Source organism: Cellulosimicrobium cellulans (genome assembly GCF_016907755.1).
Taxonomy (GTDB): Bacteria; Actinomycetota; Actinomycetes; order Actinomycetales; family Cellulomonadaceae; genus Cellulosimicrobium; species Cellulosimicrobium cellulans_D.
Genome location: NZ_JAFBCN010000001.1, coordinates 2,443,612 through 2,467,421, shown reverse-complemented (window position 1 = coordinate 2,467,421; position 23,810 = coordinate 2,443,612). Strand labels below are relative to the sequence as shown.

22 protein-coding genes are annotated in these 23,810 nt (G+C 74.6%); 1 reads left to right on the top strand and 21 read right to left on the bottom strand.

Going from position 1 to position 23,810, the window contains the following annotated elements; translation table 11 throughout:
* Nucleotides 1-114 precede the first annotated feature (114 nt).
* The 21 genes from JOE63_RS10620 to mraZ all read right to left on the bottom strand — a co-directional run bounded on the left by JOE63_RS10620 (nt 115) and on the right by mraZ (nt 22,419).
* Nucleotides 115-648, bottom strand: a complete 534-nt coding sequence (locus tag JOE63_RS10620) for a GNAT family N-acetyltransferase (RefSeq protein ID WP_307840029.1) — start codon at nt 646-648, stop codon at nt 115-117.
* A complete protein-coding gene (locus JOE63_RS10615; RefSeq protein ID WP_087471822.1) occupies nt 645-1,577 on the bottom strand; it encodes an RluA family pseudouridine synthase in 933 nt (310 codons plus the stop codon). The genes JOE63_RS10620 and JOE63_RS10615 overlap by 4 nt, the downstream gene beginning before the upstream one ends.
* Nucleotides 1,574-2,344 (bottom strand): signal peptidase II, encoded by a 771-nt coding sequence (locus JOE63_RS10610; RefSeq protein WP_204541217.1) that lies wholly within the window; start codon nt 2,342-2,344, stop codon nt 1,574-1,576. The genes JOE63_RS10615 and JOE63_RS10610 overlap by 4 nt, the downstream gene beginning before the upstream one ends.
* Nucleotides 2,345-2,415: 71 nt before the next feature.
* On the bottom strand, nt 2,416-2,877 hold the full coding sequence (locus tag JOE63_RS10605) for a TraR/DksA family transcriptional regulator (protein WP_087471820.1): 462 nt from the start codon (nt 2,875-2,877) through the stop codon (nt 2,416-2,418).
* Between the two features lie 135 nt (nt 2,878-3,012).
* The gene (locus JOE63_RS10600) at nt 3,013-3,681 is read right to left on the bottom strand and encodes a DivIVA domain-containing protein (RefSeq protein WP_087471819.1); all 669 of its coding nucleotides are present in this window, start codon (nt 3,679-3,681) and stop codon (nt 3,013-3,015) included.
* A 226-nt stretch (nt 3,682-3,907) separates the two neighbouring features.
* Complete coding sequence (locus tag JOE63_RS10595; RefSeq protein ID WP_231581904.1) at nt 3,908-4,198, bottom strand: YggT family protein; 291 nt, start codon at nt 4,196-4,198, stop codon at nt 3,908-3,910.
* A gap of 157 nt (nt 4,199-4,355) precedes the next feature.
* Nucleotides 4,356-4,841: a cell division protein SepF gene (locus JOE63_RS10590; RefSeq protein WP_087471818.1), complete on the bottom strand. Its 486-nt coding sequence runs from the start codon at nt 4,839-4,841 to the stop codon at nt 4,356-4,358.
* A gap of 141 nt (nt 4,842-4,982) precedes the next feature.
* On the bottom strand, nt 4,983-5,795 hold the full coding sequence (pgeF, locus tag JOE63_RS10585) for a peptidoglycan editing factor PgeF (RefSeq protein WP_204541214.1): 813 nt from the start codon (nt 5,793-5,795) through the stop codon (nt 4,983-4,985).
* 27 nt (nt 5,796-5,822) lie between these two features.
* Complete coding sequence (gene ftsZ, locus JOE63_RS10580; protein ID WP_087471816.1) at nt 5,823-7,166, bottom strand: cell division protein FtsZ; 1,344 nt, start codon at nt 7,164-7,166, stop codon at nt 5,823-5,825.
* A gap of 161 nt (nt 7,167-7,327) precedes the next feature.
* Nucleotides 7,328-8,053 carry a cell division protein FtsQ/DivIB gene (locus JOE63_RS10575; RefSeq protein WP_239576686.1) on the bottom strand — a complete coding sequence of 242 codons (726 nt, stop codon included), beginning with the start codon at nt 8,051-8,053 and terminating at the stop codon, nt 7,328-7,330.
* A 326-nt stretch (nt 8,054-8,379) separates the two neighbouring features.
* On the bottom strand, nt 8,380-9,777 hold the full coding sequence (gene murC, locus JOE63_RS10570; protein ID WP_204543631.1) for a UDP-N-acetylmuramate--L-alanine ligase: 1,398 nt from the start codon (nt 9,775-9,777) through the stop codon (nt 8,380-8,382).
* A gap of 77 nt (nt 9,778-9,854) precedes the next feature.
* Nucleotides 9,855-11,009 carry an undecaprenyldiphospho-muramoylpentapeptide beta-N-acetylglucosaminyltransferase gene (gene murG, locus JOE63_RS10565; RefSeq protein WP_167551057.1) on the bottom strand — a complete coding sequence of 385 codons (1,155 nt, stop codon included), beginning with the start codon at nt 11,007-11,009 and terminating at the stop codon, nt 9,855-9,857.
* Between the two features lie 98 nt (nt 11,010-11,107).
* On the bottom strand, nt 11,108-12,463 hold the full coding sequence (gene ftsW / locus JOE63_RS10560) for a putative lipid II flippase FtsW (protein WP_087471814.1): 1,356 nt from the start codon (nt 12,461-12,463) through the stop codon (nt 11,108-11,110).
* A 12-nt stretch (nt 12,464-12,475) separates the two neighbouring features.
* Entirely contained in the window at nt 12,476-13,924 is a 1,449-nt protein-coding gene (murD, locus tag JOE63_RS10555; RefSeq protein WP_087471813.1) for a UDP-N-acetylmuramoyl-L-alanine--D-glutamate ligase, read from the bottom strand.
* Nucleotides 13,924-15,006, bottom strand: a complete 1,083-nt coding sequence (gene mraY / locus JOE63_RS10550) for a phospho-N-acetylmuramoyl-pentapeptide-transferase (RefSeq protein ID WP_087471812.1) — start codon at nt 15,004-15,006, stop codon at nt 13,924-13,926. Before mraY ends, murD begins: the two co-directional genes overlap by 1 nt.
* Nucleotides 15,003-16,451, bottom strand: coding sequence for a UDP-N-acetylmuramoyl-tripeptide--D-alanyl-D-alanine ligase (locus tag JOE63_RS10545; RefSeq protein WP_204541211.1), 1,449 nt, complete (start codon nt 16,449-16,451; stop codon nt 15,003-15,005). The genes mraY and JOE63_RS10545 overlap by 4 nt, the downstream gene beginning before the upstream one ends.
* A complete protein-coding gene (locus JOE63_RS10540) occupies nt 16,448-18,115 on the bottom strand; it encodes a UDP-N-acetylmuramoyl-L-alanyl-D-glutamate--2,6-diaminopimelate ligase (protein WP_204541208.1) in 1,668 nt (555 codons plus the stop codon). The genes JOE63_RS10545 and JOE63_RS10540 overlap by 4 nt, the downstream gene beginning before the upstream one ends.
* Before the next feature lie 172 nt (nt 18,116-18,287).
* Nucleotides 18,288-19,997 (bottom strand): peptidoglycan D,D-transpeptidase FtsI family protein, encoded by a 1,710-nt coding sequence (locus tag JOE63_RS10535; RefSeq protein ID WP_244286124.1) that lies wholly within the window; start codon nt 19,995-19,997, stop codon nt 18,288-18,290.
* A 326-nt stretch (nt 19,998-20,323) separates the two neighbouring features.
* Complete coding sequence (locus tag JOE63_RS10530) at nt 20,324-20,773, bottom strand: hypothetical protein (RefSeq protein WP_087471808.1); 450 nt, start codon at nt 20,771-20,773, stop codon at nt 20,324-20,326.
* The gene (gene rsmH, locus JOE63_RS10525) at nt 20,770-21,804 is read right to left on the bottom strand and encodes a 16S rRNA (cytosine(1402)-N(4))-methyltransferase RsmH (protein ID WP_204541201.1); all 1,035 of its coding nucleotides are present in this window, start codon (nt 21,802-21,804) and stop codon (nt 20,770-20,772) included. The genes JOE63_RS10530 and rsmH overlap by 4 nt, the downstream gene beginning before the upstream one ends.
* A gap of 180 nt (nt 21,805-21,984) precedes the next feature.
* Nucleotides 21,985-22,419: a division/cell wall cluster transcriptional repressor MraZ gene (gene mraZ, locus JOE63_RS10520; RefSeq protein WP_031316739.1), complete on the bottom strand. Its 435-nt coding sequence runs from the start codon at nt 22,417-22,419 to the stop codon at nt 21,985-21,987.
* 383 nt (nt 22,420-22,802) lie between these two features.
* On the opposite strand from mraZ, the gene JOE63_RS10515 reads away from it, so the two are divergent.
* Nucleotides 22,803-23,810 (top strand): AAA family ATPase, encoded by a 1,008-nt coding sequence (locus JOE63_RS10515; protein WP_204543629.1) that lies wholly within the window; start codon nt 22,803-22,805, stop codon nt 23,808-23,810.

Genomic DNA, 23,810 nt, shown 5'->3' with positions numbered 1-23,810 from the left:
TCCTAAGTCGCGGCACCCACGCCCCCGGGCACCCTCGGCGCCCTCCGGTGTGCCACGTCGCACAGTCGTCGTCGCCGACCCGGAGACGGCTCCCCGTCCGCGTCCGCGAACGCGTCAGGCGTCGGTCGTGAGGGTCTTCGCGGCGTCGCGGTGGTCGATCCCCGCGTCGAGATAGACGGGACCGGAGACGGTGTACCCGAGCCGCTCGTAGAAGCCGATCGCCTGGACCTGGGCGGAGAGCAGGACGCGCACGACGCGCCGTCCGTCGGTGCTCGACGCCGCGTGCTCGGCCAGTGCGATCTCCTCCAGCGCGCGCATCACCGCGGCACCCGCGCCGGTGCCGCGTGCGGACGCGGACACCGCGACCCGGCCGATGTGCACCTCGCCCGGGTGCGCCGGGTCCGTGAGCAGGCGGCCCGTGCCGACGACGTCGCCGCCCTGCTCGCGGTCACGGACGAGGACGTGGGTCGTCGTCGCCGCGGTGTCGAGGTCGTCGATCTCCTCCTCGACGGGCACGCCCTGCTCGTCCACGAACACCGCGAGCCGCAGCGCGTGGGCGGCGGCCAGCCCGACGTCGTCGACCACGCGCTCGACGACCAGCCGAGCCGTGCCGGCGCTCTCGGCTCCGGCGGCGGCACCGGCGCTCACGCGTACGCCCCGCGCAGGACCTCGAGCGCGTGCGCGAGGTCCTCCGGGTACTCGCTCGTCAGCTCCAGCCACTGCCCTGTCGTCGGGTGCTCGAAACCGAGGCGCACGGCGTGGAGCCACTGCCGGGTCAGGGCCACGCGGGAGGCGAGCACCGGGTCGGCGCCGTAGGTGAGGTCGCCGACGCACGGGTGGCGCAGCGCGGAGAAGTGCACGCGGATCTGGTGCGTGCGTCCCGTCTCGAGGTGCACCTCGACGAGCGACGCCGCGGGCAGCATCTCCAGGACCTCGTAGTGCGTGACCGACGGCTTGCCCTCCGCCGTCACCGCGAACTTCCAGTCGGCGCTGGGGTGGCGCCCGATAGGCGCGTCGATCGTCCCGGTGGTCGGCTCGGGGTGTCCCTGGACGAGCGCGTGGTACACCTTCTCGACCGTGCGCTCCTTGAAGGCGCGCTTGAGGGCGGTGTACGCGACCTCGCTCTTCGCGACGACCATGAGGCCTGAGGTCCCGACGTCGAGGCGGTGCACGATGCCCTGGCGCTCGGCCGCGCCGGAGGTGGAGATCCGATAGCCGGCCGCGGCGAGCGCGCCGACCACGGTCGGTCCCGTCCAGCCCGGCGACGGGTGGGCCGCGACGCCGACAGGCTTGTCGACCACCACGACGTCGTCGTCGTCGTGCACGATGCCCATGCCCGGTACGGGCTCGGCGACGACCTCCGCCACGGCCGGGGCGGCGTCGGGCACGTCGACCTCGAGCCACCCGCCGGGGACGAGCCGGTCGGACTTGCCGACCTCGCGGCCGTCGAGACGGACCGCGCCGTCAGCGGCGAGCTCCGCCGCCCGCGTGCGGGAGAGTCCGAGGAGCCGCGCCAGCCCGGCGTCGACCCGCTCGCCCGCGAGGCCGTCCGGGACCGGGAGGGACCGGAGGCTCACCGCTCGTCCTCGCCGTCGGCGCGCACCGTCGTCGTCGGGCCGGGCTCGGCCTCCGACTCGGGGTCCGCGTCGGCCCGGAACACCACGGCGGGCACCTCGGGCACGTCGTCCGTGGCCTGTGCCTCCTGCTTCTCGTCGCCACCGTGACGCGTCCCGTCGAGCCCGATCCCGAGGACCGACAGCACGGCGATCATCACCGCGGCGGCGACGATCGCGATGTCGGCGACGTTGCCCACGAACCAGTTCGCGTAGGCGATGAAGTCGACCACGTGACCGCGCGCGAAGCCGGGCTCCCGGAAGAACCGGTCCACGAGGTTCCCCAGCGCCCCGCCGAGCAGCAGCCCGAGCGCGACCGCCCAGGCGCGCGAGCCGATCCGGCTCACCATGCGCACGATGACGACCACCACGGCCACGACCACAATCGTCAGGAGCCAGGTCATCCCGGTCGCGATGGACAGCGCCGCGCCAGGGTTGTAGATGAGCCGGAGCCCGAGCAGGGACCCCAGGAGCGGGATCGTGTCGTCACCGAGCGTCAGGCTCGACTCGGCCCACCACTTGGTGAGCTGGTCGAGAGCCAGGACGAGGGCGGCGAGGACGACGGTCCAGACCACGAGGACGCGCCGCGGACCCTGGGCGGCGGTGCCGGCCTCGGTACCCGGCACGGCGCCGGTCTCGGTACCGGTCTCGGTGCCGGACGCACGGCCGGGATCGGTGCCGGCGGCGGCGTCGGGGGGTTCGGTGGGCTCGGGGCGCGCGGAGGTGGACATCGGCGGCAAGTCTGCCACGTCGGGCCGGACCTCTGCGCGGGTCCCGGCCCCGCCGGCCGCGCGAGCGGTGCTCAGCGCCGCTCGGCGCGCTGCTTGGCCTCGACCGAGAGGTTGGCCCGGGGGAACGCCTGGAGGCGCGCCTTGCCGATGGGCAGCCCGGTCTCCTCGCAGGTCGCGTACGTGCCCGCCGCGATGCGGTCGAGGGCGTGCGACGTCTGCGCGAGAAGGTCGCGCACGTTGTTGACGAGGGTCAGCTCCTGCTCCCGCTCCAGGGCGCTCGAGCCCGAGTCCGCCTGGTCGTCCCCCGCCCCGTCCCCGGAGTGGCGCAGGAGATTGGAGAGCTCCTCGTCGGCAGAGGCCAGCTCCCCCTCCAGGCGCTCCTTCTCCGAGAGGAGCTCGGAGGCGAGCTCCTCGGCCTCCCGCAGGGTCCAGGGCTCCTCCCCGTCGCGCACGGGGAAGGACTTGACGTCCTTCGCGAGGTTCGGGAATCGGTCGCGCACGGCCGTGCGGGCCGCGGTGGTGAGCTTGGTCATGTCGCCCCTCCAAGTTCGAGTCACGCGAGAGTAGACGCAGCGGCCGGTACGCACAACACACCACGCCGGGCCGCCGAGGCGGAAAGACGCAGGTGCGAGGGCGTACCGGCCGCTGCCGGACGGTCGACGCAGGTGCTAGATGCCGGGAGCGAGGTCGCTCGTCCGGCTCGCCCCGCCGACGTTGCTGCGCGGCGGGAGGGCGCTGCCCCGGTTGTCGAGGTCGCCCAGCAGGTTCTGCAGGTAGCTCTTGAGGCGCGTGCGGTAGTCGCGCTCGAAGATGCGCAGCTCGTCGATCTTGCGCTCGAGGAGCGAGCGCTCCTGCTCGAGCTGCGACAGCGTGCGGTGCGAGGTCTCCTCGGCCTCGCGCACGATGCGCGTGCCCTCCTCCTTCGCCTCCGCGATGAGCCGGTCACCCTCCTCCTGGCCCGAGCGCACGTAGTCGTCGTGCAGCTTCTGGGCGAGCTGGAGCATGCCGGTCGCCGACTCGGGCTCCGCGCCGTTCTTCGCGACGACGGCCTGCGAGATCGGCGCCACCGGGGCGGGCTCCGGCTCGGGCACCTTGGGCGCCTCGACCACGGCGGGCTGCACCGCAGCGCTGGACGCGTCGGCCCTGCTGAGCTCGGCGATACGACGCTCCGCGGCAGCGAGCTTCGACTTGAGGTCCTCGTTCTCCTCCTGCACGGAGTTGAGGGTCCTCACCACCTCGTCCAAGAAGTCGTCGACCTCTTCGACGTCGTATCCCTCGCGGAACTTCGTCGCCGAGAACTTCTTGTTCAGGATGTCCTCTGCAGTGAGCAGTGCCATCGGTTCACCTCATAGCGTTTGCGTGTCGGTCCGGGCGACCTCGCGATCACCAGAGTCCAAAGTAGCGGAGATTGCCCGTGGGGGTCGGGAGCGGCCGCGCGTTCGCGCGCCGCGCGCCCGTGTGGATGACGTGACGGTCCGGCGTCGGGGCGGTCGCGGTCGGGGCGAACCGGACGTAGCGAACCACGGCCGGCGGGGCGCGCGCCCCGGGCACGTGACGTGCGTCTCAGAGCGACGACACGATCTGCGCGGCGATCGTCACCGCGAAGAACAGGATGATGAACGCCAGGTCGAGGCGCACCTGCCCCAGCGAGAGCGGCGGGATGAGACGGCGCAGCGCGCGCAGCGGCGGGTCCGTCGCCGAGTAGATCACCTCGGCGACCACGAGCATGACGCCTCGGGGCCGCCAGTCGCGCGCGAAGAACTGCACCCAGTCGAACACGAGCCGACCGATGAGCAGCAGCAGGTAGAGCCAGAGCAGGAATCCGACGATCCCTGTGATGAGGTCCCAGATCACGGGTCAACTGTGCCAGACGCGCGCGCCGCGACCGGGTACGGGACACGCCTGCCGCGGGGTCGGACAGCAGCGGAGGGACGGACGTGTCGTCACGTCCGTCCCTCCGTCTGTCGTGTGCGGGCGCGTGCCGGGCGGGCGCTGCGCGCCCCGCACGTCGTCAGCTCTGGTTGTAGAACCCGGCGCGGCCGGGGGCCGGCGGCGCGGCCTGCTCCTCGCCGGTGATCTCCACGTGCTCGGGCGAGAGCAGGAACACCTTGTTCGTGACGCGCTCGATGGCACCGTGGAGCCCGAAGATGAGGCCGGCGGAGAAGTCGACCAGGCGCTTCGCGTCCGCGTCGTCCATGTCCGACAGGTTCATGATCACGGGCGTGCCACCGCGGAACGCCTCCCCGATCACGCGCGCGTCGTTGTACGACCGCGGGTGCACCGTCGTGATCCTGCGCAGCTCGGCGGCCGACATGCTCGTCTGCGGCACCTCGCGCGGTCCGAGCGCGCGGTGCAGCGGCGTCACCTGGGCCTGGTAGTCGTGCGACACGTCCGCCCCCGTCTCGTCGAGCTCGTCGACGTACTCGTCCTGCTCGTCCTCGCCGCGATCATCAGCGAGGCCCAGATACAGCATGGTCTTGCGCAGCGCTCCCGCCATGGGCCTTGCTCCGTCCTCGATCGATCCGTCGGTCCACCGGCCGTCGGACCGGTGCGTTCACGCTAACCGAGGGCGTCGGACGATCAGGGGACGACACGCCCGTCGTCCTCAACCTCACCCGGAGGTCGAGAACGGGGGACCTCACGGGGCGTCGAGCGTCACGAGCCCGGCGAAGCGACCGGTCGTCGTCCCGCCGCGCGCCGCGCGCCGGTGCGAGAAGAACCGCTCGTCCTCGATCGTGCACGCGTCGACGTGCACGACGTCCTCGACCCCTGCGGCGACGAGGTCGGCCACCACGCCCGCCGGCAGGTCGAGCGCGGGGGTGCCCCACGACGTCGTGGACCGCGTGGCCGGCCGCGCGAGCGCGACGTCGTCGCGCATCGTCGCGGGCACCTCGTAGCACCGCCCGCACGCGCTCGGCCCGACGGCGGCCCGGACGTTCCCGACCCGCGCGCCCGCGGCGCGCATCGCCTCGAGGACCGCCGGGACGACGCCGTGCGCGAGCCCGCGCCGTCCGGCGTGCGCGACCCCGACGACACCCGCGCCGGCGTCCGCGAGGAGCACGGGCACGCAGTCGGCCACGAGCACGCCGAGCCCGACGCCCGGTACGGCCGCGACGACCGCGTCGGCCTCGCCCACGGAGTCGACGGGCGCACCGTCCGCGCCCCGGGGCGGGGAGTCCAGCCGCACGACGTGCGTGCCGTGCACCTGGGAGGCGAAGGCGACCGGGGCCCCGAGCCACGCGCCGGCGCGCGCACGGTTGCTCCGGACGCGTGTCGCGTCGTCGGTCACGTTCAGGCCGAGGTTGAGCGAGTCCCACGGCTCCGGCGAGACACCACCCGCGCGCGTCGTGAACCCGGCGCGCACCCCGGGACCGAGGTCGACGGCGAGCACGACGGGAGGGGCGGCGTCGAGGACGCCGCCCCTCCCGTCGGACGTCGGTCGGGTGCTCATCGGGTCCGGCCCCGGGTCAGCACCGGGTCACTTGAGGAAGTCGGGGACGTCGAGCTCCTCGACCTTGCGGCGCGCGGGCTCCTCGTCGAAGATCCGCGGCGGCACCTCGACACCCGCGTTCTGGCCGCCCGGCACCGCGTCGGCGTTCTGGTTCGCGGCGTCGCCCGAGCCGACCACCGTGAACGTCGGGGCGGGCGTCGGCTGGACGGGGACCGGGCCCGAGCCCCCGTCGAGCGTGACGGGCACGTCGTCGGCCTCCGGCTGGATCGGCACCACCGGACGGGGCAGCGTGTGCGCTCCCGTCGTCGGGGCCGGCGCGGGGGGCACCGGGCGCGCCGCCTGGACGACCGGGATCGCGCTCGTCGCCGGGCGCTGCGCCCCGGCCACCTGGCCGAGCGCGCGGGCGTCGCCGCGGACCTGCGGCGCACCGCCGTCGAAGCCGGCGGCGATGACGGTGACGCGCACCTCGTCGCCCAGGGCGTCGTCGATCACGGCGCCGAAGATGATGTTCGCCTCGGTGTGGGCGGCCTCGTGGACGAGGCGCGCCGCCTCGTTGATCTCGAAGAGCCCGAGGTCGGAGCCGCCCTGGATCGACAGGAGGACACCGTGCGCGCCGTCGATGCTGGCCTCCAGCAGCGGTGACGAGATCGCCATCTCGGCAGCCTGGACGGCGCGGTCGTCGCCCCGCGCGTTGCCGATGCCCATGAGGGCGCTGCCCGCCCCCTGCATGACCGACTTGACGTCGGCGAAGTCGAGGTTGATGAGGCCCGGCGTCGTGATGAGGTCCGTGATGCCCTGCACGCCGGAGAGCAGCACCTGGTCCGCCTGGTGGAAGGCCTGGAGAGCGCTGACGTTGCGGTCGGACATCGACAGGAGGCGGTCGTTGGGGATGACGATGAGGGTGTCGACCTCGTTGCGCAGGTTCTCGATGCCCTGGTCCGCCTGGACGGAGCGGCGACGACCCTCGAAGGTGAACGGCCGGGTCACGACACCGACGGTGAGCGCGCCGAGCGAGCGCGCGATCCGCGCGACGACGGGCGCGCCGCCCGTGCCGGTGCCGCCGCCCTCGCCCGCGGTGACGAAGACCATGTCCGCGCCGCGCAGCACGTCCTCGATCTCCTCGGCGTGGTCCTCGGCGGCCTTCTTGCCGACCTCGGGGTCCGCGCCGGCGCCGAGACCGCGCGTCAGCTCGCGGCCGACGTCGAGCTTGACGTCGGCGTCCGACATGAGGAGCGCCTGCGCGTCCGTGTTGATGGCGATGAACTCGACGCCCTTGAGGCCGACCTCGATCATCCGGTTGACGGCGTTCACGCCCCCACCGCCGATGCCGACCACCTTGATCACTGCTAGGTAGTTCTGCGGAGTTGCCACGTCAATGCCTCTCGATCGGTCAGCCCTGAACCTTCACCCTCAACTAGAGGGTTATAGTTATGTCAGGTCGTTCATGGGTCGACCGTAGGTGTCGACGTGCCCATCATCAACGACCGCCTCGCGCGTGTCGGCGATCCCCGGTCGGGACGCCACCGTGCGGGTCACCGCGTCACCGGCATCGTGGGTGCCGAGACGTCGTAGAGCGTCACCCCCGCGTTCTCCGGGACCGCCCGGAGCGTCTGCAGGACGCGCACCTTGAGCGCCGCCTCCTCCGAGCTCCCCCACTCCACCACGACGCCGTCGCGCAGCGTCATCCGGACGGCGTCCCGCGTCGGGGCCGAGACCTCGGCGACCTGCGCGTGGAGGTCGGCCGGCAGCGCGTTGAGGAGCACGAGCGCCGCGTCGAGCGCCTTGGCCCCGCGGTCGTCGAGCGGGGCGTCGATCTCCGGCAGGCCGTCGGGGACGGCGGGGTCCGTCCGGACCTGCACGCCGTCCGCGTCGAGCAGCGCGAACCCGCCGTCCACCGGGACCGCGACCACGGGCTCGCGCGACTCGAGCTGCACGGTCAGCCCCGCCGGCCAGGCGCGGCGGATCTCGACGTCGCGGACGCCGTTGAGGGCCAGGACCTGTTCGCGCAGGGCGACCGTGTCCAGCCGCGGCAGCGGCACCCCGGCGGACTCCGCGACGACGGCCTCGACCTGGGCCGGGTCGATCACCGTGCCCTCCCCCGAGATCGTCACGTCCTCCGGGTCGAGCCCGAGCACCGAGGAGAAGAACGCGAGCCACACGATCGCGGCCGCCACGAGGGCGCCCGAGACCCACCCCAGCACGCGGGTGCGCACCCGGTGCCGGCGCATCGCGTCGCGCTCGGCCAGCCGCTCGGTCATCCCGTGCGACACCACGCCGACCGGCGCCGTCGGCGTCCCGCGCGGGGCGGTCGGCGTCCGCGCGGAGCCCCGCGGCCGCCCTCGGACGCCCTGCGGTCCCGTCGCGGGCCCGCCCGCCCGGGGTCGCTCGGTGGTCGACGGCACGAGCTCGCGCCCGGCGGAGGTCACGCGGCGGACGGGCCGTGTGGGCGTCTCCTCGGCCGGCGCCCGGGTGACCGGCTTCGGCGTCCCCGGCCGTGCCGGGGCCGCGGGCCGCGCGGCGCTCTCCCCCGCGCCCGACCGGTCCGGTCGGGGCGCGGCGGGTCGGGGCCGGGGCGGCGGGCGCATCAGGCCGCGCCCCCTCCGGGCGCCCCGGGGCCGGCGGGCCGCTCGGCGATCCGCGCGAGGACCACCGCGCCCAGCTCCGTGACGTCGCCGGCGCCGACCGTGAGGACGAGGTCCCCCGGCCGCGCGGCGTCCGCGACGCGGTGCGCGGCCTCCACCCGGTCCTCGACGGCCGCCACCACGACGTCGGGGGCGTCCATCAGGTCCGTGATCGTGCGTGGTCCCACCGCCGGGTCGGGGTCCTCCCGTGCGGCATAGATCCCCGTGACCACGACCTCGTCCGCAGCCTCCAGCGCCTGCGCGAACTCGCGCGCGAACGTCGCGGTGCGCGAGTACAGGTGGGGCTGGAAGAGCACGAGCACCCGGCCACCTGCGGCGACGGGCCGCGCAGCGGCCAGCAGCGCCGCGACCTCCGTCGGGTGGTGCGCGTAGTCGTCGACGACCCGCACCCCGCCGGCCTCGCCGCGTGCCTCGAACCGGCGCCCCGTGCCGAGGAAGCCGTGCGCCGAGGCGACCGCCGCCGCCGGCTCCACGCCGAGCACGACCGCCGTCACGACCGCCGCCGTGGCGTTCAGCGCGTTGTGGTGGCCCGGCACGCGCAGCCGCAGGGCGAGCCCGTCGAGCGTGGCGCCCCCGACGGCACCCGTGAGCGACGCCCGCACCCCCGCGCGCCCGTCGTCGGCGGTCGGTCGCACGTCCGACACGCGCACGTCGGCGTCCTCGGCTGCGCCGTAGGTGACGACCGCGCCCCCGCCCTCGGCGTGGGCGGCCGCGAGCGCCCGCGCCCCGGCGTCGTCCGCGCACGCGACGAGCGTCCCGCCCGGGACGATCCGCGCCGCGAAGTCGACGAACGCCTGCTCGAACGCCGCGCGCGACCCGTAGTGGTCGAGGTGGTCCGGCTCCACGTTCGTCACGACCGCGACGTCGGGCGCGTAGTTGAGGAACGAGCCGTCCGACTCGTCGGCCTCTGCGACGAGGACGTCGGACCCGAGGTGCCCCCCGGCGACGGGACCGTCCGCGGTGAGCACCGTGCCGCCGATCGCGAACGACGGGTCGAGGCCCCCGCCGCGCAGGACCGTCGCGATCATCGCGGACGTCGTCGTCTTGCCGTGCGCGCCGGCGACCGCGACCGAACGGCCGCGCGCCATGAGCGACGCGAGCGCCTGCGAGCGGTGCAGCACGCGCAGCCCCGCGGCACGCGCGGCGGCGAGCTCCGGGTTCGACTCGCGGACCGCGCTCGAGACGACGAGCGTGTCCGCGCCCGTGACGTGGGCGGCGTCGTGCCCCGCCCAGACCTGCACGCCGTCGGCCCGGAGCGCGACGAGCGTCTCGCTCTCGCGCGCGTCCGAGCCCTGCACCCGGACGCCGTGGGCGGCGAGGAGCCGTGCGACCACGGACATGCCGGCGCCTCCGACCCCGACGAGGTGGACCGTGCCGAGCTCCTCGAGCGGGACCGGGGCGGTGGCACCGGGCGTCGTCACGAGCGCGTCCCGGTCTGGCCGGCGGCGGCGACCGCCTCCGCGACGAGGTCGGCGACGCGCGCCGCGCCGTCGCGCACCCCTGCACCGGCGGCCGCGCGCGCCATCGCGTCGAGTCGCGCCGGGTCGCCGAGCAGCGCCGGGACCTCGCGCGCGACCCAGGCCGCGTCGAGCTGCGCGTCGTCGACGAGCAGGCCGCCTCCGGCCGTGACGACCGGGCCCGCGTTGAGCCGCTGCTCGCCGTTGCCGATCGGCAGGGGCACGTACACGGCCGGGATGCCCAGCGCCGCGAGCTCGCCCACGGTCCCTGCGCCCGCGCGGCACACGACGAGGTCCGCGACGGCGAGCGCGAGCTGCATCTCGGCGAGGTACTCGCGCACGTCGTACCGCGCACCGGGACGGGACGCGACGGCGGCCGCGGCCGCGTCACGGACGGCGGCGTCCTTCCCCTTGCCCGTCAGGTGGAGGACCTGCGCGCCCGCGCCGAGCAGCGCGTCGGCCGCCCCGGAGACCGCCTCGTTGAGGCTCTGCGCCCCGAGCGACCCGCCCGTGACGACGAGCGTGCGCCGACCGGGGTCGAGCCCGAGCCGCGCCGCGGCGTCGGCGCGGACCGCCCCCGCGTCGGCCGCGCGGGCGGCCACGAGGTCCTGGATCTCGCGGCGCAGCGGCAGACCCGTCACCACGCCGCCCTTGAGCGGGGTGCCCTCGAACGTCACCCCGACGCGCGCGGCCCACCGGGCGCCGAGCCGGTTGGCGAGCCCCGGCCGCGCGTTCTGCTCGTGGATCACCACCGGGACGTCACGACGGCGCGCGGCGAGGTAGGCGGGGGTCGACACGTAGCCGCCGAAGCCCACCACGACGCGTGCACCCGTCTCGTCGATGACGGCACCCGCGGCGTCGACCGCCGACTTGAGTCGCCCCGGGAGGTTGACCCACTCGGCGCTCGGCCGTCGCGGGAGCGGGACGCGCGGCACGTGCCGCAGGGGGTAGCCGCGCGCGGGGACGAGGTCGTCCTCCAGCCCGCCCGCGACCCCGAGCGCGGTCACCACCACGCCGGGCTCACGCGCCCGCAGCTCGTCCGCCACCGCCAGGAGCGGGTTCACGTGCCCCGCCGTCCCGCCGCCTGCGAGCACCACCGAACCGATCGTCGTCACGTACCTCGTCGTCCTTCCCTGCGGCGGGTGCCGCGTCCTGGTTGTGGTCTGAAGATGTCGGCCGCGGGGGCCGGTGTCGCCGGGTCACCGGACCGGGGTCATCGTGCTCGGCGCCGGGGCCGGGCCGCCCGGCCGACGACCGCGAGCGAGCGCCGTACGACGCTCCCCCGCGCCGCCAGCGCCTCGGCCGCGCCGGGCTCCGTGCGCGCGAACGAGATGAGCACCCCGAGCGCGGCCATGGTCATGATGAGCGCCGAGCCGCCGGCGGAGACGAGCGGCAACGGGACGCCGATCACGGGGAGCAGCCCGATCACGACGCCGATGTTGATGAACGCCTGCCCGACGATCCAGCACGCGATCGCCGCGGTCGTGATCTTCACGAACGGGTCCGGGTGCCGCCGGACGATCCGGCTCGTCGCGACGCCGACGATCACGAACAGGCCGAGGACGAGGAGCGTGCCGAAGAGGCCCAGCTCCTCGCCGATCACGGCGAAGATGAAGTCGTTGTGCGCCTCCGGGAGGTAGCTCCACTTCTCGCGGCTGGCACCGAGCCCGACGCCCGTGAGGCCCCCGGTGCCCAGCGCCCACTGCCCGTGCAGGGACTGGTAGCACTCGCCCAGCGTGTCCGTGCACTCACGGTAGGTGGCCATGATGCGGCCCAGCCGGTCGCCGCCCGACTGGTTGAGGATGAAGACGTAGCCCACGACGAAGGCCGCGAGCCCGGCGCCGAGCGCGAGGAGCCGGCCGTCGGCTCCCGAGACGAAGAACGCGCCCGCGACGAGCGCCATGAGCACGAGCGCGGTGCCCAGGTCGTGACCTGCCAGGACGAGCCCGATGACGAGCACGGCGACCGGCACCGCGGGGACCAGCACGTGACGCCACTGCCCGAGCAGCCGCTGCTTGCGACCGAGCACGGCGCCGAGCCACAGCGCGAGCGCGAGCTTCGCGACCTCCGACGGCTGCACGTCGAAGGCGCCCAGGTCGATCCAGTTCGTGTTGCCGTTCACGTTCTTCGCGAGCGGCGTGAAGATGAGGAGCTGCAGCGCCACGGCCGCGACCAGCGCGGGCCAGGCGAGGCGCCTGTACCACGCGACCGGAATCCGCGTGGCGACCAGGAGCACGGGCAGCCCGATGAGGACGAACTGCGCCTGCTTGGCGAACGCGTTGAACGGGGACTTGCCCGCGGCGATCTCCGTGACGGCCGAGCTGGAGAACACCATGACGAGCCCGATGATCGTCAGCAGCGCCGTGGCGCCGACGAGGAGGTAGTAGCTCGTCACGGTGCTGTTCCACTGCCCGAGCCAGGGCCGCTCGGTCGGCGCGGCGGGCGTGCGGGGGCGCGCGCCGCTGCTGGTCGACGCCTTCGTCCGGCGCCGTACCGACGTCCGACCCGCGCCCGTGCGAGGGGTCGTGCGCGTCGACGGCGCCCCTCGTCCGTTCGCGGTCTGTGTCATGGCCGGGCCGGCCTACCCGTGGTCGGGGCGCAGCGCGCGCGCCGCGTCGGCGAACGCGTCGCCGCGCGCGGCGTACGAGCGGAACTGGTCCATCGACGCGCCGGCCGGGGCGAGCAGCACCGTGTCGCCGGCCTGCGCGAGGCGGCGGGCGGAGTCGACGGCGCGGGGCATCACGGTCCCAGTGTCGCCAGGATCGACCCGCACGACCGGGATATCGGGCGCGTGTCGGGCGAGCGCGCCCGCGAACGGCTCCGCGTCCACGCCGATGAGCACCACGGCCCGCAGCCGGTCGGCGCGCGCGGCGACGAGCTCGTCGAACGAGGCGCCCTTCGCGAGGCCGCCCGCGACCCACACGACGGTCCCGGGCGCGAACGACGCCAGCGACGCGGAGGCCGCGTGCGCGTTGGTCGCCTTCGAGTCGTCGACGTAGGCGACGCCGTCGACCGACGCGACCTGCTCGATGCGGTGCGAGCCCGTGCGGAACGCGCGCAGGCCGTCGCGCACGGCCACGGCCGCGACGCCGTGCGCACGGGCCAGGGCCGCCGCGGCGAGGGCGTTCGCCACGACGTGCGCGGGCACGACGCCGTCGGATCCGGCCAGGTGGGCGAGGTCGCCGAGCGTCGCGAGCTCGGCGGCGTGCGTGTGCCGGTCGGGCGCGTCGGCCGGCGCGTGGAACGCGCGGTCCACGAGGACGTCCTCGATCACGCCGAGCTGGCCGCGCGCCGGGGCGCCGAGCGTGAAGCCGACGGCGCGCGCGCCCTCGACCACGTCCGCCTCGCGCACCAGCGCCTCGGTGCGCGGGTCCGCCGCGTTGTAGACGCACGCGACCTGCGCGTCCTCGAAGACCCGGCCCTTGTCCGCCGCGTACGCGTCGATCCCGCCGTGCCAGTCGAGGTGGTCGGGGGCGACGTTGAGCACCGCGCCCGCCTCGGGCGACGTCGTGTGCGTGAAGTGGAGCTGGAAGCTCGAGAGCTCGACGGCGAGCACGTCGAGCGTCCGGTCGAGCACCGCCTCGACGACCGGCGTGCCCACGTTGCCCACCGCCGCCGCGCGCAGCCCGGCGGTCCGCAGGATCGTCTCGAGCATCTCGACGGTCGTCGTCTTGCCGTTCGTCCCGGTCACGGCGAGCCAGGGCGCGGGGCGCCCGGACGGGCCGTCCACGCGCAGCCGCCACGCGAGCTCGACCTCGCTCCACACGGGCACGCCCCGCTCCCCCGCCGCGACGAGCAGCGGGTGGGACGGCGGCCAGCCCGGCGAGACGACGACGAGGTCTGTCGCCGCGAGGTCGACGTCCTCCGCGGCGCGCAGGTCGGCGTCCTCCGCGCGGTCGTCGAGCGTGACGACGGCGGCGGCCCGGGTCGCGAGGGCGGCGGCGGCAGCCCGGCCCGAGACGCCGAGGCCAGCGACGACCACGCGCGCCGCGTCGAGCGGGACCGCGAGGTCGTGACGGTCGCGTACCACTAGCCGACCACCCACTCGGCGTAGAAGATGCCGATGCCGAGCGCGGCGAACAGCCCGGCGATGAGCCAGAAGCGGATGACGATCGTGACCTCGCCCCAGCCCGACAGCTCGAAGTGGTGGTGCAGCGGGGCCATCTTGAACACGCGCCGACCGGTCATCTTGAAGAAGCCGATCTGGATGACGTCGGAGAGCACGATGATGACGAAGAGACCGCCGATGATGAGCGCGAGGAACTCGGTCCGCGTGAGGATCGACAGTCCGGCGAGCGCGCCGCCGAGGGCGAGCGAGCCGGTGTCGCCCATGAAGATCTTCGCCGGGCTCGCGTTCCACCACAGGAAGCCGAAGCACGCGCCGACGATCGCCGCGGCCACGATCGCGAGGTCCTGCGGGTCGCGCGTCTCGTAGCAGCGCGGGCCCGCGGAGGCGAGCCGCTGGCACGTCTGGTTGAACTGCCAGATGCCCACGAGGACGTACGAGCCGAACACGATGAGCGAGACGCCCGTCGCGAGGCCGTCGAGGCCGTCCGTGAGGTTCACCGCGTTCGACCAGGCTGTGATGAGGAAGTTCGCCCAGATCACGAACAGGATCAGCCCGACCGTCGCGCCCGCGAACGCGAGGTCGAGGTTCGTGTCGCGCAGGAAGGAGATGCGCGTGGACGCGGGCGTCCGGCCGTGCTCGTTGGGGAACTGCAGCGCGAGCACCGCGAACGCGATGCCGACGGCCCCCTGGCCGATGATCTTGGCGCGCGCCGTGAGCCCGAGGCTGCGCTGCTTGCGGATCTTCGTGAAGTCGTCGAGGAACCCGACGATCCCGAGCCCGGTCATGAGGAACAGCACGAGCAAGGAGGAGACGCTCGGGAACCGGCCCGAGACGACGTACGACATCGCCCAGCCGAGCAGCGTCGCCCCGATGATGACGACCCCGCCCATGGTGGGCGTCCCGCGCTTGGTGAAGTGCGCCGTCGGGCCGTCCTGGCGGACGAACTGCCCGTAGTTGCGGTGGACGAGGAACCGGATGAACAGCGGCGTCCCGAAGAGGGCGACGAGCAGGGAGACGCCCGCCGCGACGAGGATCGCGATCATGCGCCGTCACCTCCGGACGTGTCCGCGCCGGCTGCGGCCAGCTCGTCGCCGAGCCGCCACAGCCCGGACCCGTTCGAGGCCTTCACGAGCACGACGTCCCCTTCCCGCAGCTCGTCGCGCAGCAGCGCGGACGCCGCCTCCACGTCGGGGACGAACCGTGTCTCGTCGCCCCACGACCCCTCCTGGGTCGCGCCGTCGTGGATCCCGCCGGCGCCCTCGCCGACCACGACGAGCAGCTTGACGTTCAATCGGACCACGAGCCGGCCGAGGTCGTCGTGAGCGACGCGCGAGTCGTCGCCGAGCTCGAGCATCTCGCCGAGCACCGCGACGGACCGTCGGTCGCGCCCCGCCATGACGGCCAGCGCCTTGAGCGCGGCCCGCATCGAGTCGGGGTTCGCGTTGTAGGAGTCGTCGATCACCGTGACGCCGTCGGGACGCTCGGTCACCTGCATGCGGTGCGGGCTCAGCGCGCGCGCGTCGGACAGCCGCGCGGCGACGTCGGGCAGCGCGACGCCGAGGCGCAGCGCCGTCGTCGCGGCCGCGAGGGCGTTCGTCACGTGGTGCTCCCCCACGAGGCCGAGGGTCACGCGCGCGTGCGTCTCCTCGGTCGGCCGCGCGTCCTCGGCAGCTCCCGGACGGACGCGCAGCGTGAAGGACGCACGGCCGGTGCGGTCGATCCCGAGGTCCTCGGCGCGCACGTCGGACGTGGGGATGGTGCCGAACGTCACGACCTCGCCCGGGGCGGCGTCGGCCATCGCGGCGACCCGGAGGTCGTCGGCGTTGAGCACCGCGACCCCTCCCGGAGCCAGGCCCGTGACGATCTCCGCCTTCGCGCGCGCCACGGCCTCGATCCCGCCGAACTCCCCGAGGTGGGCGCTGCCCACGACGAGGACCACCGAGACGTCGGGCGGCGCGATGCGCGTCAGGTAGGTGAGGTGACCGACGCCGCTCGCGCCCATCTCCAGCACCAGGAACCGCGTGGACTCGTCTGCCTCGAGCACGGTGAGCGGGAGCCCGATCTCGTTGTTGAACGAGCCGCGCGGCACGACCGTCTCGCCCTCGGGCCGCAGCAGCTGACCCAGCAGGTCCTTGGTCGTCGTCTTGCCCACGGAGCCCGTCACGGCGACCACACGCACGTCGCCGCGCTCGCGCAGCGTCGCGAGCACGTGCCGGGCGAGCTCGCCGAGGGCGGTCTGGACGTCGTCGACGACGACGCACGGCACGTCGAGCTCGCGCGCCGCGAGGACGAGGGTCGCGCCGGCGGCGACGGCCCCGGCCGCGTAGTCGTGGCCGTCGACGTGCTCGCCGGGCAGCGCGACGAAGAGCGACCCCGGCGCGACCCGGCGCGAGTCGACGACGACGGGCCCCCCGACCCGCACCTCCGGGTCGGCGGACAGCCGTCCGCCGGTCGCTGCGGCCACCTGCGCCGCAGTGAGCTCGATCATGCGTGGTACTCCTTCAGGTCGTCGGGGGTGTCGTGGGGTGCGCGGGCCGCGCCTCGCTCCTCGAGCGCTGCGCGCGCCTCGACGCGGTCGTCCAGAGGGTGGTCGACGCCGGCGATCTCCTGCCACACCTCGTGGCCGCGCCCCGCGACGAGCACCGTGTCGTCGGGGCCCGCGGCGGCGACCGCCTCGTGGATCGCCCGTGCGCGCGGCGCGACCTCGAGGACGACGACGTCGCGCGCCTCCGGGGCTGCGGCCGCCGCCTCGCGGGCGGCGAGCGCCCCCGGGAGGACCTCGGCCCGGATCGCGGCCGGGTCCTCGCCGTGCGGGTCGTCGTCCGTCACGACGACGACGTCGGCCCCCTCGACCGCGACGCCCCCCATCGTGGGCCGCTTGCCCCGGTCACGGTCGCCCGTGGCGCCGAACACGACGACCAGGCGACCGCGCGTCGTCGGGCGCAGCGCGTCGAGCGCGAGCGCGAGCGCGTCCGGGTTGTGGGCGAAGTCGACGACGACGCGCGGCCGGTGCGGCGGACGCGACACGAGCTCCATGCGCCCCGGGACCGCCGGGGTGAGCCCGCCGGCCGCGTCGAGCGCCGCCTCCAGGTCACGCGGGTCCGTGCCCGCCTCGAGCACGAGCGCGAGGGCGAGGGCCGCGTTGGCCACGTTGAACGTGCCGGGCAGGGCGGTCGTCGTGCGCACGCTGCGGCCGTCGCGGTGGCGCAGCGTGAACGCGGAGCCTCCGGCCGCCGACGGCTCGACGTCGTGCACGGTCCAGTCCGCGACGGGTTGCCCGTCCTCCGGGCTCCGCGCACCGACGCGCAGCGTCGCGACCGGGATACCGGCGGCAGCGACCATGCGCTCGCCCCACGCGTCGTCGACGACGACGACGCCGCGGCGGGCGTGCTCCGGCGTGAACAGGAGCGCCTTCGCCTCGAAGTACTCCTGCAGGTCGCCGTGGAAGTCGAGGTGGTCCTGGCTGAGGTTGGTGAACCCGACGACGTCGAACACGAGCCCGTCGACCCGGTGCAGCGCGAGCGCGTGCGACGAGACCTCCATCGCGAGGGTGCGCACCGCGTCCTCGCGCATCGCGGCGAGCAGCGCCTGCAGGTCGGCGGCCTCGGGCGTCGTGAGCCGGCTCGGCAGGACGCGGTCGCCCGACCGCATCTCCACCGTGCCGATGAGGCCGCCCTTCCAGCCGAGCGCGCGCAGCGCGTGGTCGACGAGGTACGTGGTGGTGGTCTTGCCGTTCGTCCCGGTCACGCCGAACGTCGTGAGGTCCTGCGCGGGGCTGCCGTAGACCCACGCGGCGACCGGGCCGAGCAACGCGCGCGGGTCTGCGGCCACGAGCACGGGGACGTCGAGCCCCGCCTGGGCCACCAGCGCCGCGCCCTGCTCGTCCGTGAGGACGGCGTGGGCACCGCGCTCGACGGCGGCGGGCGCGAAGCGCGCCCCGTGCGCACGGGCCCCGGGGAGGGCCACGAAGAGGTCGCCCGCGTCCGCCGTCCGGTCGTCGGAGGCGACCGACCACACCTCGACGGGGCCCGGAGCGGACCTCCCGCCGGGCCCGCCACCTGCGCGGACGTCGAGACCGAACCGTGCGGCCAGGTCCTCGACCGACCGACGGGTGGTCGCGGCAGGACGAAGGCGGTCGATCGGGGATGTCACGTGTAGAACCTACCGTGCCGGGGCCGCGACCCTCGCAAGCCGTCCTGGCCCGGCCGTCGCGCCGGACCACGCTTCACCGGACCTTCACCGGCACGTTCGCGGACACCCGCGCGGGCACCCGCGGGGACAGAGAGACGGACCCGCCGGACGAGACCGGCGGGCGCCGTGAGTTTCACCACGTCGTCGGGAGCGGCACGTACGGCTCCGTGCTCGGCTGCACGCCCTCGTGCTCGAGCGTGAAGCCCATGATCTCGCTGAACACGGGCGCCGCGACGACGCCGCCGAAGATCGACGAGTGCGGGTCCTTGAGGAACACCGACACGGTGTAGCGCGGGTCGTCCGCAGGCGCCACACCGATGAACGAGGCCATGATCGAGGACAGCCTCCCGTCGGAGCCCGCCATCTGCGCCGTGCCCGTCTTGCCCGCGACCCGGTAGCCGGGCACCGCGGCGCTCGAGCCCGTGCCCTCCTCGACGACCGACTCCATCATGTGCAGCACGGTGTCCGCCGTCTCCTGCGAGACCACGCGCACCGGAGCCGGACGCTCGGCCGGGACGAGGGTGCCGCGCTCGTCGGTCGTGCCCGCGACGATGCTCGGCGTCGTCCGGAGTCCCCCGTTCGCGATGGTCGAGAAGACGCTCGTGGCCTGGATCGCGTTCACGGACACGCTCTGGCCGAAGAGCACGGCGTACTCGGTACGCCCGTCCCACGCGTCGGCGGGGTGCAGGATCCCGGCGGACTCCCCCGGCAGGCCGAGGCCGGACAGCTCCCCGAACCCGAACTTGTGCAGGTAGTCGTAGCGCACCTGCTTCGGGATCTTCTCCCCGACCTGGACGGTCCCGGTGTTCGACGACTCGGCGAGCACACCGGCGAGCGTGAGCCGCTCCACGGGGTGCTCGTGCGAGTCCCGGAAGGTCTCGCCGTTGGGCGTCGTGTAGAGGTAGGGCACCTCGAACTGCGTCGCCGGGTCGGCATACCCGCCCTCGATCGCGGCGGACATCGTGACGACCTTGCCCGTCGAGCCGGGGTCGAACACGTTCGACACGGCGCGGCTCGGCCGCGCGACGGCGTCCGTCGTGCGGTCGTTCGGGTTCACCGTGCCGGAGTCCGCGAGCGCGAGGATCTCTCCCGTGCGGAGGTCCTGCACGACGGCGATCGCGTACTCCGCGCCGGTCTCGCTCACCGCGCGGTCCACCGAGTCCTGCGCCTTCCACTGCACGTCGCGGGCGACCGTGAGCTGCACGTTGCGCCCGGGCACCGCGTCCACGACGTCGCACCGGCCGGTCGGGATGACCTGCCCGCCCAGCCCGGCCTCGCACTCGCGCGACCCGGAGACGCCGGCGAGGACGTCGTCGTAGGACGCCTCGACCCCACCGCCCCCCGTCTGCTCCTCGTTGACGAAGCCCACGAGGTTGCCCGCGACGGTGCCTGCCGGGTACGTCCGCTCGCTCGTCATGGTGGTGCGCACGTAGGCCGAGAGCCGCAGCTCCGTGATCTGGCGCTGCACCTCGGGCGTGACGTCCTTGGCGAGGACCACGTACCGCGACGTCCCGTTGAGCTGCGCGGCGAGCTCCGGGGACGATCTTCCGAGGATCGGGGCGAGCAGCTTGGCCACGCCCACGGCGCCGCCCTCCTCGAGCGGCTCGCCGTCGACGAGGTCCGCGGCGCGGGGCTCGAACTCGGCGATCGTCTTCGGGTCCGCCGCGACCGTGTAGCGGTCCACGGACGTCGCGAGCACGACGCCGTCGGCGTCGGTGATGTCGCCGCGGTGGGCCAGGAGGGTCGAGCTGCGCGTGCGGTCGGCGCGCGCGTCGGCCGCGAGCGCCGGCCCGCGCAGCACCTGGACGTTCACGAGCTGACCCACGAAGACCGCCGTGATCACGCCGGCGACCACGATGAGCCAGCGCTGGCGCCGCTCGGGGCGACCAGGCTCGCGGGTCCCGCGCGCGGGGCGGGCGGGCGGGCGGCCGCCGCTCCGCGGCGCGCGGGACGCGGTGCTCTTCGACGGGCGGGCCGACGCCGCGACGCGGGCGCCGGGCGCCCGGTCGCGCGCGGCCGAACCGGTGCCCGTCCCCGAGACCCTGCGCCCGTCGGCAGCAGCGCCACGGCCTCCCGGCGAGGGCCGGGAGGCCGTGGGGGCGGGGCGGGACCGCTGCGAGCTCGCCGCGGGTCGCGACCGGCGGTCACGCCCTGCTCCGGACTCGCCCGTCACTGCCCGGCCTCCTCCTGCGGCATGCCCAGGACCGCACCGTCGGACAGCCGGAGCATCGCCGGGTCCTCCGCGGGGACCATGCCGAGGGAGGTCGCGATGTCCGGCAGCGAGGTCTTCTGAGCGTCGACCTGCGCCTGCAGGCTCTGGGTGTCCTGGGCCACGCGGCTCACCTCCCGGCGCAGCTCCGACATCTCGTAGGAGTTGCGCGCCATCGTCGTGTTCACCAGGAGAGCACACAGGAGCGCCGCTCCGAGGATCGACATGCAGACGACGAGGAACGGGATCTTGGACCGCGCCTGCAGCGGCGCGCGGACGAGCTCGAGCCGCGAGCGGAGCGCGCGCTCGGACGCGCCACCCGGCAGCGCCGTGAGCGACGGGCGCGGCGCGGGCGCCGGGCGTGCCGTGCGCGGGAGCGGGCGGGCGGCGGTCGACCTCTGTGCGCTCATCGTGTCCTCTCCCCCGGGTCGTGCGGTCGGTCGGTCTGGCGGTGCGACGGGCGGCGGTGCGATGGCGTGGGCCGGGTGCGCTCGGCGGCGCGGAGCCGGACGGACGCGGAGCGCGGGTTGGCCTCCCGCTCGTCCGTGGAGGCCTCCTCCGCGCCCCGGGTGAGGAGCCGCAGGTAGGGCTGGTCCTCCTCCGGCACGACGGGCAGCCCGGGCGGCGCGCTGATCGTCGCCCCGGCGGCCAGCACGCGCTTGACGATGCGGTCCTCGAGCGAGTGGTACGACTCGACGACGACGCGCCCGCCGACGGCGAGCACGTCCACCGCGGCGGGGACCGCGCGCTCGAGGACCTCGAGCTCGCCGTTCACCTCGATCCGCAGCGCCTGGAAGGTGCGCTTGGCGGGGTTCCCGCCCGTCGTGCGCGTGGCGGCGGGGATCGCGCCGCGGACGACCTCGACGAGCTCGGCGCTGCGCTCCCACGGTCGCTGCTCGCGGCGCCGGACGATCGCCCGGGCGACGCGCTGCGCGAACCGCTCCTCGCCGTAGTCGCGCAGGATCCGGGTGAGCGCGCGCTCGTCGTAGGTGTTGAGGACGTCGGCGGCCGTCTGGCCGGTCGTCGGGTCCATGCGCATGTCGAGCGGCGCGTCGTGCGCGTAGGAGAAACCACGGTCCGCCTCGTCGATCTGCAGCGACGACACCCCGAGGTCCATGAGCACGCCCTGGACGGGTCCGCCGACGACGTCGGTCACGACGTCGCCGATCTCGTCGTAGACGGCGTGCACCGCGCGGAACCGGTCGCCGAACCGCTCGAGCCGGCGCGACGCGCGGACGATGGCCTCAGGGTCGCGGTCGATGCCGACGACGCGCGCGGTGGGGACCTGCTCCAGGACCGCCTCGGTGTGCCCGCCCATCCCGAGCGTGCAGTCCACGAGAACGGCACCGGGCTCCGCCAGCGCGGGGGCGAGAAGGTCGACGCACCGCTGGAGGAGGACCGGGACGTGCCGCTCGGCGGCGTCGTCGGGGGTGCTCGTCATGTCGGTCTCCTCTCCGTGCTGGTCGGTGTCCGGGTGGCGCCGGACGCGCCGCCGGGTGGTGCTCCTCGTCGGGCCGGCCCCGTACGGTCAGGTCTCCCTCCGCGTCCTTTCTGGCGCCGGGGAAGTGCGTCAGACCGGGCGGGAGGAGGCCTCACCGTGCGGGAGCCGTGGGTCGCGACCCTAGAAGCGCAGGTCCGGGAACACCTCCTCGGCGGTGTCGGAGTACGCCGACTCCTGCTCCGCGAGGTACGTCTCCCACGCCTGCGCGTCCCAGATCTCGACCCGCGTGCCGGCGCCGATCACGGCGACGTCGCGGTCGAGCCCCGCGTACGCCCGCAAGGGCGCGGGGATCGAGACACGTCCCTGCTTGTCCGGGATCTCGTCGCTCGCCCCCGAGAGGAAGACGCGCAGGTAGTCCCGGGCCTGCTTGCTCGTCACCGGCGCCTGCCGGATCTGGTCGTACATGCGCCGGAACTCGTCCATCGGCAGCAGGAACAGACAGCGCTCCTGCCCCCGCGTCATGACGAGACCCGGTGCGAGCCGCGACCGGAACTTCGCGGGGAGGATGAGCCTCCCCTTGTCGTCCAGACGTGGCGTGAAGGTGCCCAGGAGCAGGCCTGAGGAACCGCCGAGCACGTCGTCCACGAAACCGGACATGCACCTGGCACCTCCCCTCCTGCTCCCTTCTCCTCCACGGTACTCCACTTCCCTCCACCGCTCTCGGTGAATCCCCGGGCTTTCACCCGCCTTCGCAGGATCTCCGCAGGTCACGCGGGGTGGAGGGGCGTGGAGGGGACTACTCCCCATGGCGCGTCGCGACGGCGGTCGGGCGCCGGTCGCACCTCTCAGGCGCACGCAGGGGGCGCGGCCCGCGCCGCGCCAGACCCTCGCGGCGGCGCTCGGCGGACGGCCGGCGGTCCACTAGGCTCTTCCCACCCGCGGTCTCCCTGGTCCGCGGCCCTGCGCCACCGACGACGGAGGTCTCCGTGCTCCCCGACATCGCCCCTGTCGCGCCCTCCGACGAGCCCGGGGGCGACGCCCTCACCGGCCTCGACGAGCTGGTCGAGACCACGGGCCGGATCCGCTCCGGCATCGAGTCCGTCGTCACGGGCCGCCCGGACCTCGTGACGGTGACCGTCGCCGTCCTCCTGGCGCAGGGCCACCTCCTCATCGAGGACGTCCCCGGCGTCGGCAAGACGACGCTCGCCAAGGCGCTGGCCCGCACGATCGACTGCAAGGTCGGCCGCATCCAGTTCACGCCGGACCTCCTGCCGAGCGACCTGACCGGCGTCAACATCTACCGCGCGGCGAACCACGAGTTCGAGTTCCGCCCCGGACCCGTCTTCTCGAACATCGTCATCGGCGACGAGATCAACCGCGCCTCCCCCAAGACGCAGTCGGCGCTCCTCGAGTGCATGGAGGAGGGCCAGACCACGGTCGACGGGACGACCCACCCCCTGCCGAGCCCCTTCCTCGTCGTCGCGACGCAGAACCCCGTGGAGATGGAGGGCACCTACCCCCTCCCGGAGGCGCAGCGCGACCGGTTCATGGCGCGGCTGACCGTCGGCTACCCCGACGTCGACGCCGAGCTCCGGATGCTCGACCGGCAGGAGTCGGACAACCCGCTGGCCCACCTCCGCCCCGTGACGACCGGCGCGGCCGTCCTGCGGTTCGCGGGCGTGGCACGCGCCGTCTACGCGTCGACCGCCGTCAAGCGGTACGTGCTCGCCCTCGTCACGGCGACGCGCGAGCATCCCGGCCTGCGCCTCGGGGCGTCGCCCCGCACGACCCTCCAGCTCCTGCGGGCCGCGAAGTCCCTCGCGGCCATGGCGGGGCGCGACCACGTGCTCCCCGACGACGTGCAGTACCTCGCCGTCCCCGTGCTCGCGCACCGGCTCGTCGTCACGACGGAGGCGCGGCTCTCGGGCCAGGACGCCGAGGCCGTCGTCGCGTCGATCGTGGCGCAGACGCCGATCCCCGCCCTGGACGCGACCGAGCGACGTTGA

Coding starts and splice junctions, on each gene's coding strand:
- JOE63_RS10610 (WP_204541217.1), bottom strand. CDS start 2,344: ATGTCCACCTCCGCGCGCCCCGAGCCCACCGAACCCCCCGACGCCGCC.
- JOE63_RS10605 (WP_087471820.1), bottom strand. CDS start 2,877: ATGACCAAGCTCACCACCGCGGCCCGCACGGCCGTGCGCGACCGATTC.
- JOE63_RS10600 (WP_087471819.1), bottom strand. CDS start 3,681: ATGGCACTGCTCACTGCAGAGGACATCCTGAACAAGAAGTTCTCGGCG.
- JOE63_RS10590 (WP_087471818.1), bottom strand. CDS start 4,841: ATGGCGGGAGCGCTGCGCAAGACCATGCTGTATCTGGGCCTCGCTGAT.
- pgeF (WP_204541214.1), bottom strand. CDS start 5,795: ATGAGCACCCGACCGACGTCCGACGGGAGGGGCGGCGTCCTCGACGCC.
- JOE63_RS10575 (WP_239576686.1), bottom strand. CDS start 8,053: ATGACCGAGCGGCTGGCCGAGCGCGACGCGATGCGCCGGCACCGGGTG.
- murC (WP_204543631.1), bottom strand. CDS start 9,777: ATGTCCGTGGTCGCACGGCTCCTCGCCGCCCACGGCGTCCGGGTGCAG.
- ftsW (WP_087471814.1), bottom strand. CDS start 12,463: ATGACACAGACCGCGAACGGACGAGGGGCGCCGTCGACGCGCACGACC.
- mraY (WP_087471812.1), bottom strand. CDS start 15,006: ATGATCGCGATCCTCGTCGCGGCGGGCGTCTCCCTGCTCGTCGCCCTC.
- JOE63_RS10545 (WP_204541211.1), bottom strand. CDS start 16,451: ATGATCGAGCTCACTGCGGCGCAGGTGGCCGCAGCGACCGGCGGACGG.
- JOE63_RS10530 (WP_087471808.1), bottom strand. CDS start 20,773: ATGAGCGCACAGAGGTCGACCGCCGCCCGCCCGCTCCCGCGCACGGCA.
- rsmH (WP_204541201.1), bottom strand. CDS start 21,804: ATGACGAGCACCCCCGACGACGCCGCCGAGCGGCACGTCCCGGTCCTC.